The sequence below is a fragment of the Neisseria sp. P0021.S005 genome (assembly GCF_051956955.1).
Genome location: NZ_JBQCWY010000131.1, coordinates 1 through 7,096, shown reverse-complemented (window position 1 = coordinate 7,096; position 7,096 = coordinate 1). Strand labels below are relative to the sequence as shown.

Genomic DNA, 7,096 nt, shown 5'->3' with positions numbered 1-7,096 from the left:
ATTGCCACCTTTTATTAAGGAGATACACCATGAACGCATCAGCCGACAACGTCGTCAGCCCAGCCGTAGCCGAGGTAAACAGCCTGGTTGACAAGGGTTTACGGGCATTGGACGAGTTTCTTAAGCTCGATCAGGAGCAGATTGACTTTATTGTGGCCAAAGCCTCTATCGCCGCGCTGGACAAACATGGTGTGCTCGCCATGCACGCGGTCGAAGAAACGGGACGCGGCGTATTTGAAGATAAGGCGACCAAAAACCTATTTGCCTGCGAAAACGTCGTGCGCCGCCTGCGCGATTTGAAAACCGTGGGCGTCATCAGCGAAAACGATGTAACCGGTATTACTGAAATTGCCGATCCGGTCGGCGTGGTTTGCGGTATCGTGCCGACCACCAATCCGACTTCCACCACCATTTTCAAATCCCTGATTGCGCTGAAAACCCGCAATCCGATTATTTTCTCGTTCCACCCGTCCGCCCAGCAGTGTTCCGCCCATGCCGCGCGTATTGTGCGCGATGCGGCGATTGCGGCCGGTGCGCCGGAAAACTGTATCCAGTGGATTGAAAAGCCGTCTATGGAAGGCACTTCCGCGCTGATGAAGCATCCGGGCGTGGCAACGATTTTGGCGACCGGCGGCAATGCGATGGTGGAAGCCGCGTATTCTTGCGGCAAACCTGCGCTCGGCGTCGGGGCGGGCAACGTACCTACTTATGTTGAAAAAACGGCGGACATCAAACAGGTGGCGCACGATATTGTGATGTCGAAATCTTTCGACAACGGCATGGTGTGCGCCAGTGAGCAAGCGGTGATTGCCGATAAAGAGATTTACAAAGAGTTGGCCGAAGAGTTCAAATCCTACGGCGTGTACTTTGCCAACAAAAAAGAAAAAGCCATGCTCGAAGAGTTTATCTTCGGCGTAACGGCGAACTGCGCCAGCTGCGGCGGCGCGAAACTCAATTCTGCCGTCGTGGGCAAACCGGCGGCATGGATTGCCGAACAGGCCGGGTTTAAAGTACCTGAAAAAACCAACATCATCATCGCTGAATGCCGCGAAGTCGGCCCCAACGAGCCGCTGACCCGCGAAAAACTTTCGCCTGTTTTGGCCATGATTAAGGCAGATTCGACCGAACAAGGCTTGAAGTTCGCCGAAGAAATGGTTGCCTTTGACGGCTTGGGACACTCCGCCGCCATCCATACCGCCGACGAAGAATTGGTCAAAACGTTCGGCTCCCGCGTCAAAGCCCTGCGCGTAATTTGGAATTCGCCTTCCACCTTCGGCGGCATCGGCGACGTGTACAACGCCTTCCTGCCTTCTCTGACCCTCGGTTGCGGCTCTTACGGTAAAAACTCCGTCGGCGGCAACGTCAGCGCAGTCAATCTGTTAAACATCAAAAAAGTAGGCCGTCGGAGAAACAACATGCAATGGTTCAAAGTGCCCGCCAAAATCTATTTTGAACGCGATTCCATCCAATATCTGCAAGACATGAAAGACTGCGAAAAAGTCATGATTGTGACCGACCGTTCGATGGTTGATCTGGGCTTTGTCGATAAAATCACTTACCAGCTCCACCAACGCAAAAACAAAGTGACCATCCAGCTGTTTACCGATGTCGAAGCCGATCCGAGCGTCCAAACCGTCTATAAAGGCACGGATTTGATGCGCAGCTTCCAGCCCGACACCATCATCGCACTGGGCGGCGGCTCGCCGATGGACGCGGCCAAAGCCATGTGGCTCTTCTACGAACAGCCGCAAGTCGACTTTGAAGACTTGGTGCAAAAATTCATGGACATCCGCAAACGCGCGTTCCGCTTCCCCGAGTTGGGCCGCAAAGCCAAATTCATCGGCATTCCTACCACATCGGGTACCGGCTCCGAAGTTACTCCGTTTACCGTCATCAGCGACGGCGACAAAAAATATCCGATTGCCGACTACTCGCTGACCCCGACTATTTCGATTGTCGATCCTGCGTTTACCATGACCGTCCCCGCCGGCGTAACCGCCGATACCGGTTTGGACGTACTGACCCACGCGGTAGAAGCGTACGTTTCCGTACTGGCGAACGACTTTACAGACGGCCTCGCTCTGCAAGCCATCAAGCTCGTGTTCCAATACCTCGAACGCTCCTACAAACACGGTGCGGCCGATCCTGAAGCGCGCGAGCATATGCACAATGCCTCCACCATCGCAGGCATGGCGTTTGCCAATGCGTTCTTGGGCATCAACCACTCGATGGCACACAAAATCGGCGGCAAATATCACGTTCCGCACGGCCGTGCCAACGCCATCCTGCTGCCGCACGTCATCCGCTACAACGGCACGCGCCCGCAGAAAACCGCCACTTGGCCGAAGTACAACTACTACAAAGCCGACCTGAAATATCAGGAAATCGCCCGTACCTTAGGCCTGCCATGCAGCACACCGGCAGAAGGCGTCGAATCCTTCGCCCGCGCCTGCCACGAACTGGCGGTCAACGTCGGCATCAAAATGTCGTTGAAAGAGCAGGGCATCGATGAGAAAACCTTCCTCGACGGCAGAAAAGAGCTGGCCATGATGTCTTTTGAAGACCAATGCACCCCGGCCAACCCACGCCTCGCCATGGTGGCCGATATGGAAGAAATCCTGACCAAAGCCTACTACGGCGAATAAAATCGGGCAGTTAAAAAGGCCGTCTGAAACCTGAATATAGGGTTTCAGACGGCCTTTTGTATTAGAACTAAAGTTGATACTTATTGTATGTGGAATTTAATTTGCAAACATTAAGAATAGTCATCATGAAATCAGAAATTTTAAAACAATTTGGCAAACATGTTCGTTATTTAAGACAACTCCAGGATTTAAGTCAGGAAGCATTGGCTGAAAAAGTGAATATGTACCGGACTTATATCGGAATGATAGAACGTGGAGAGCGTAACCCCGCCCTATTAAATCTTATTCGTTTGGCTAGCGCATTAGATATTTCTTTGCCTGAACTTTTAAGGGCTATGTTAATGACGGGAACTGTGATAATGAATCTAACTGATTCGTATGGTTTTTTGGGTCTTCGGAATATATAGTGGAATTACTTTCTTAATAGTTTAAAAACAACTGGTGTTTAAATCGGATTTTCTGGTGGGATGTTAGGATAATCAATAGTATTATATAAAAGTATCAATCACATACGAGTGATACTTTGGGAAAAAAATAAAATAGTCCAATTTACTTGACCGTGTACTATGGTACATGGTTTATAATATTCAGGGGGTGAAATAAGATGATTTATCGCATTAGTGAGTTTGCAGATAAATGTGGAGTTAATAAAGAAACGATCAGATATTACGAGCGAAAAAATTTATTACAAGAACCTCACCGAACGGAAGCTGGTTATCGGATATATTCATATGATGACGTTAAGCGTGTTGGGTTTATTAAACGAATACAGGAACTTGGTTTCTCTTTAAGCGAGATTTATAAATTACTTGGTGTTGTAGATAAAGATGAAGTTCGTTGTCAAGATATGTTCGAATTTGTTTCTAAAAAACAAAAGGAAGTGCAAAAACAAATAGAGGATTTAAAACGAATTGAAACTATGTTAGACGACTTAAAACAACGATGTCCAGATGAAAAGCAATTACATTCGTGTCCAATAATAGAAACATTAACATGAGAGATTAATTAACGAAAGGAGCTTTTTTATGAATAAATTTAAGGTAAACATTTCAGGAATGACATGTACGGGTTGTGAAAAACACGTAGAATCAGCACTTGAAAAGATAGGTGCTAAAAATATTGAGTCTAGTTATCGTCGTGGTGAAGCAGTATTTGAACTGCCCGATGATATTGAGGTTGAAAGTGCAATAAAGGCGATTGATGAAGCAAATTACCAAGCCGGAGAAATTGAAGAAGTATCATCACTAGAAAACGTGGCGTTAATTAATGAAGACAATTATGACCTTCTTATTATTGGTTCTGGTGCTGCTGCCTTTTCTTCGGCAATTAAAGCTATAGAATACGGTGCAAAAGTTGGAATGATTGAGCGTGGAACGGTTGGGGGAACCTGTGTGAATATTGGCTGTGTTCCGTCAAAAACTCTTCTTAGGGCAGGGGAAATCAATCATTTATCAAAAGACAATCCGTTTATAGGTTTACAAACATCCGCTGGAGAAGTGGATTTAGCTAGTTTAATCACGCAAAAGGATAAATTGGTGAGCGAACTTCGGAATCAAAAATATATGGATTTAATTGATGAATATAATTTTGATTTAATTAAAGGTGAAGCAAAATTCGTTGATGCTAGTACGGTTGAGGTCAATGGGGCAAAGTTATCTGCAAAACGCTTTTTAATTGCAACAGGTGCATCGCCTTCGTTGCCCCAAATTTCAGGACTTGAAAAAATGGACTATTTAACTAGTACAACACTTCTTGAGTTAAAGAAAATACCAAAACGATTAACTGTAATTGGTTCAGGATACATTGGAATGGAGCTTGGACAACTATTTCATCATTTAGGTTCAGAAATAACGCTTATGCAAAGAAGTGAGCGACTTTTAAAGGAGTATGATCCTGAGATTTCAGAGTCAGTTGAAAAAGCGTTAATTGAACAGGGTATAAACCTTGTCAAAGGGGCAACTTTTGAGCGTGTTGAACAAAGTGGAGAGATAAAAAGGGTTTACGTAACAGTAAATGGCAGTAGAGAAGTCATTGAATCAGATCAGTTACTTGTTGCCACTGGAAGAAAACCAAATACGGATTCTTTAAATTTAAGTGCAGCAGGTGTTGAAACTGGAAAAAATAATGAAATCCTGATCAATGATTTTGGTCAAACAAGTAATGAAAAGATTTATGCAGCAGGAGATGTGACTTTAGGACCACAATTTGTATATGTAGCAGCCTATGAAGGTGGAATTATTACTGATAATGCTATTGGTGGATTAAACAAAAAAATAGATTTATCGGTAGTTCCTGCTGTTACGTTTACGAATCCGACGGTTGCAACGGTTGGTTTAACAGAAGAACAAGCAAAAGAGAAAGGGTATGATGTGAAGACATCTGTATTACCTTTAGATGCTGTTCCAAGAGCAATTGTAAACCGTGAAACAACCGGTGTATTTAAACTAGTAGCAGATGCAGAAACACTAAAAGTATTAGGGGTTCATATTGTATCTGAAAATGCAGGAGATGTCATCTATGCAGCATCATTAGCTGTTAAATTTGGCTTAACGATAGAAGATTTAACAGAAACCCTAGCACCATATTTAACAATGGCTGAAGGGCTAAAATTAGTTGCACTTACGTTCGATAAAGATATTTCGAAATTATCTTGTTGTGCAGGCTAAGGGAACTTTTTTAGGATTTTGAGATTTAAGTTATTTGAGGTCTGTAATGTAGACAGCTCAATCTACCTTAAAAAGGTCGTCTGAAAACCCTGTTTCCAAGTTTTCAGACGACCTTTCCTAATTACAGCAATTAATGTCGAATCAGCTTTACACCACGATGTTCACCAGTCTGCCCGGAACGACGATGATTTTCTTCGCAGGCTTGCCTTCCATGAATTTCACTGCGCCTTCGTTGGCAAGGGCGGCGGCTTCGAGGTCGGCTTTGGATGCGTCGGCGGCGACGGTGATTTTGCCGCGCAGTTTACCGTTGACTTGAACCATCACTTCGATTTCGGATTTGACCAAAGCGGCTTCATCGACTGTCGGCCAGCCTGCTTCCCACAGTTTCGCGCTGTTCAATTCGCTCCACAGGGTTTCGCAGATGTGTGGCACAATCGGCCACAGCAAGCGTACGGCGGCTTCCAATACTTCTTGAGCGACGGCGCGGCCTTGTTCGCTGCCGGTGTCGGTTTTATCGTATTGGTTGAGCAGTTCCATTACGGCGGCGATGGCGGTGTTGAACTGCTGACGGCGGCCGTAGTCGTCGCTGACTTTGGTGATAGTGGAATGCAGTTTGTGGCGCAGGTCTTTGAGTTCTTTAGACAAACCATCTTGGTTGCCTGCGAACGCTTTGACTGTTTCGCCTTGCTTCAAGTATTCGTAAACGGTACGCCACAGACGGCGCAGGAAGCGGTGTGCGCCTTCGACGCCGCTGTCGCTCCATTCGAGGGACTGTTCGGGCGGTGCGGCGAACATCATGAACAGGCGGGCGGTGTCTGCGCCGTAGGCGTTAATCAGTTCTTGCGGATCGACGCCGTTGTTTTTGGACTTGGACATTTTTTCCGTGCCGCTGATGACGACTGGCAGTCCGTCTGCTTTCAGAACGGCGGAAACAGGGCGGCCTTTGTCGTCAAAAGTCAGCTCGACATCGGCAGGGTTGATCCAGTCTTTGCCGCCTTTGTCGTTTTCGCGGTAGTAGGTTTCGCAAACGACCATGCCTTGCGTCAGCAGGCGTTCAAACGGTTCGTCAACATTGACCAAGCCTTCGTCGCGCATCAGTTTGGTGAAGAAACGCGCGTATAAGAGGTGCAGAATCGCGTGTTCGATGCCGCCGATGTATTGGTCGACCGCGCCCCAGTATTTTGCGGCTTTAGTCGATACCATGCCTTCTGCGAACTTGGGCGACATATAGCGGAAGAAATACCAGCTTGACTCCATGAAGGTGTCCATGGTGTCGGTTTCGCGTTTCGCCACGCCGCCGCAGCATGGGCAGGTGGTTTCGTAAAACTCGGGCATTTTTGCCAGCGGCGAACCCATGCCGTCGGGTACGACGTTTTCAGGCAGGACGACCGGCAGTTGGTCGGCTGGGACGGGTACGTCGCCGCATTTTTCGCAATGGATGATAGGAATCGGGCAGCCCCAGTAGCGTTGGCGCGAAATGCCCCAGTCGCGCAGGCGGTATTGGGTTTTCGGTTCACCTGCGTCTTGACTTTGCAGCTTGGCGGAGATGGCGTCGAAGGCCGTCTGAAAATTCATGCCGTCCAAGTCGTCGCTGTTGACCAAGACGCCGTTTTCTTTGTCGCCGTACCATTCTTGCCATTGGTTTGCGTCGAATGCGTTGTCGCCAACGGCAATGACTTGTTTTTTCGGAAGATTGTATTTGGTGGCGAACTCGAAATCGCGTTCGTCGTGCGCCGGAACAGCCATCACTGCGCCGTCGCCGTAGCCCCACAATACATAGTTGGC

Annotated in this window: 5 protein-coding genes; 4 read left to right on the top strand and 1 reads right to left on the bottom strand. The window is 47.4% G+C overall.

From position 1 onward, the window contains the following. Positions 1-29: 29 nt before the first annotated feature. From adhE to merA, 4 genes are all read left to right on the top strand, one after another. The gene (gene adhE / locus ACTHUE_RS08905) at positions 30-2,645 is read left to right on the top strand and encodes a bifunctional acetaldehyde-CoA/alcohol dehydrogenase (RefSeq protein WP_440423309.1); all 2,616 of its coding nucleotides are present in this window, start codon (positions 30-32) and stop codon (positions 2,643-2,645) included. A 125-nt stretch (positions 2,646-2,770) separates the two neighbouring features. Continuing rightward, positions 2,771-3,052, top strand: coding sequence for a helix-turn-helix domain-containing protein (locus ACTHUE_RS08900; protein WP_070459603.1), 282 nt, complete (start codon positions 2,771-2,773; stop codon positions 3,050-3,052). A 197-nt stretch (positions 3,053-3,249) separates the two neighbouring features. After that, positions 3,250-3,642, top strand: coding sequence for an Hg(II)-responsive transcriptional regulator (merR, locus tag ACTHUE_RS08895; RefSeq protein ID WP_001863748.1), 393 nt, complete (start codon positions 3,250-3,252; stop codon positions 3,640-3,642). Positions 3,643-3,670: 28 nt separating this feature from the next. Next, the gene (merA, locus tag ACTHUE_RS08890; RefSeq protein WP_001031935.1) at positions 3,671-5,311 is read left to right on the top strand and encodes a mercury(II) reductase; all 1,641 of its coding nucleotides are present in this window, start codon (positions 3,671-3,673) and stop codon (positions 5,309-5,311) included. Between the two features lie 147 nt (positions 5,312-5,458). On the opposite strand, the gene leuS is transcribed toward merA, so the two are convergent. After that, positions 5,459-7,096, bottom strand: a 1,638-nt coding sequence (leuS, locus tag ACTHUE_RS08885) for a leucine--tRNA ligase (protein ID WP_440423307.1), incomplete at its 5' end; no start/stop codon positions are given.

What these genes read in the sequence shown, in the direction of transcription:
- adhE (WP_440423309.1), top strand. Translation starts at nt 30, where the DNA reads ATGAACGCATCAGCCGACAACGTCGTCAGCCCAGCCGTAGCCGAGGTA.
- ACTHUE_RS08900 (WP_070459603.1), top strand. Translation starts at nt 2,771, where the DNA reads ATGAAATCAGAAATTTTAAAACAATTTGGCAAACATGTTCGTTATTTA.
- merR (WP_001863748.1), top strand. Translation starts at nt 3,250, where the DNA reads ATGATTTATCGCATTAGTGAGTTTGCAGATAAATGTGGAGTTAATAAA.
- merA (WP_001031935.1), top strand. Translation starts at nt 3,671, where the DNA reads ATGAATAAATTTAAGGTAAACATTTCAGGAATGACATGTACGGGTTGT.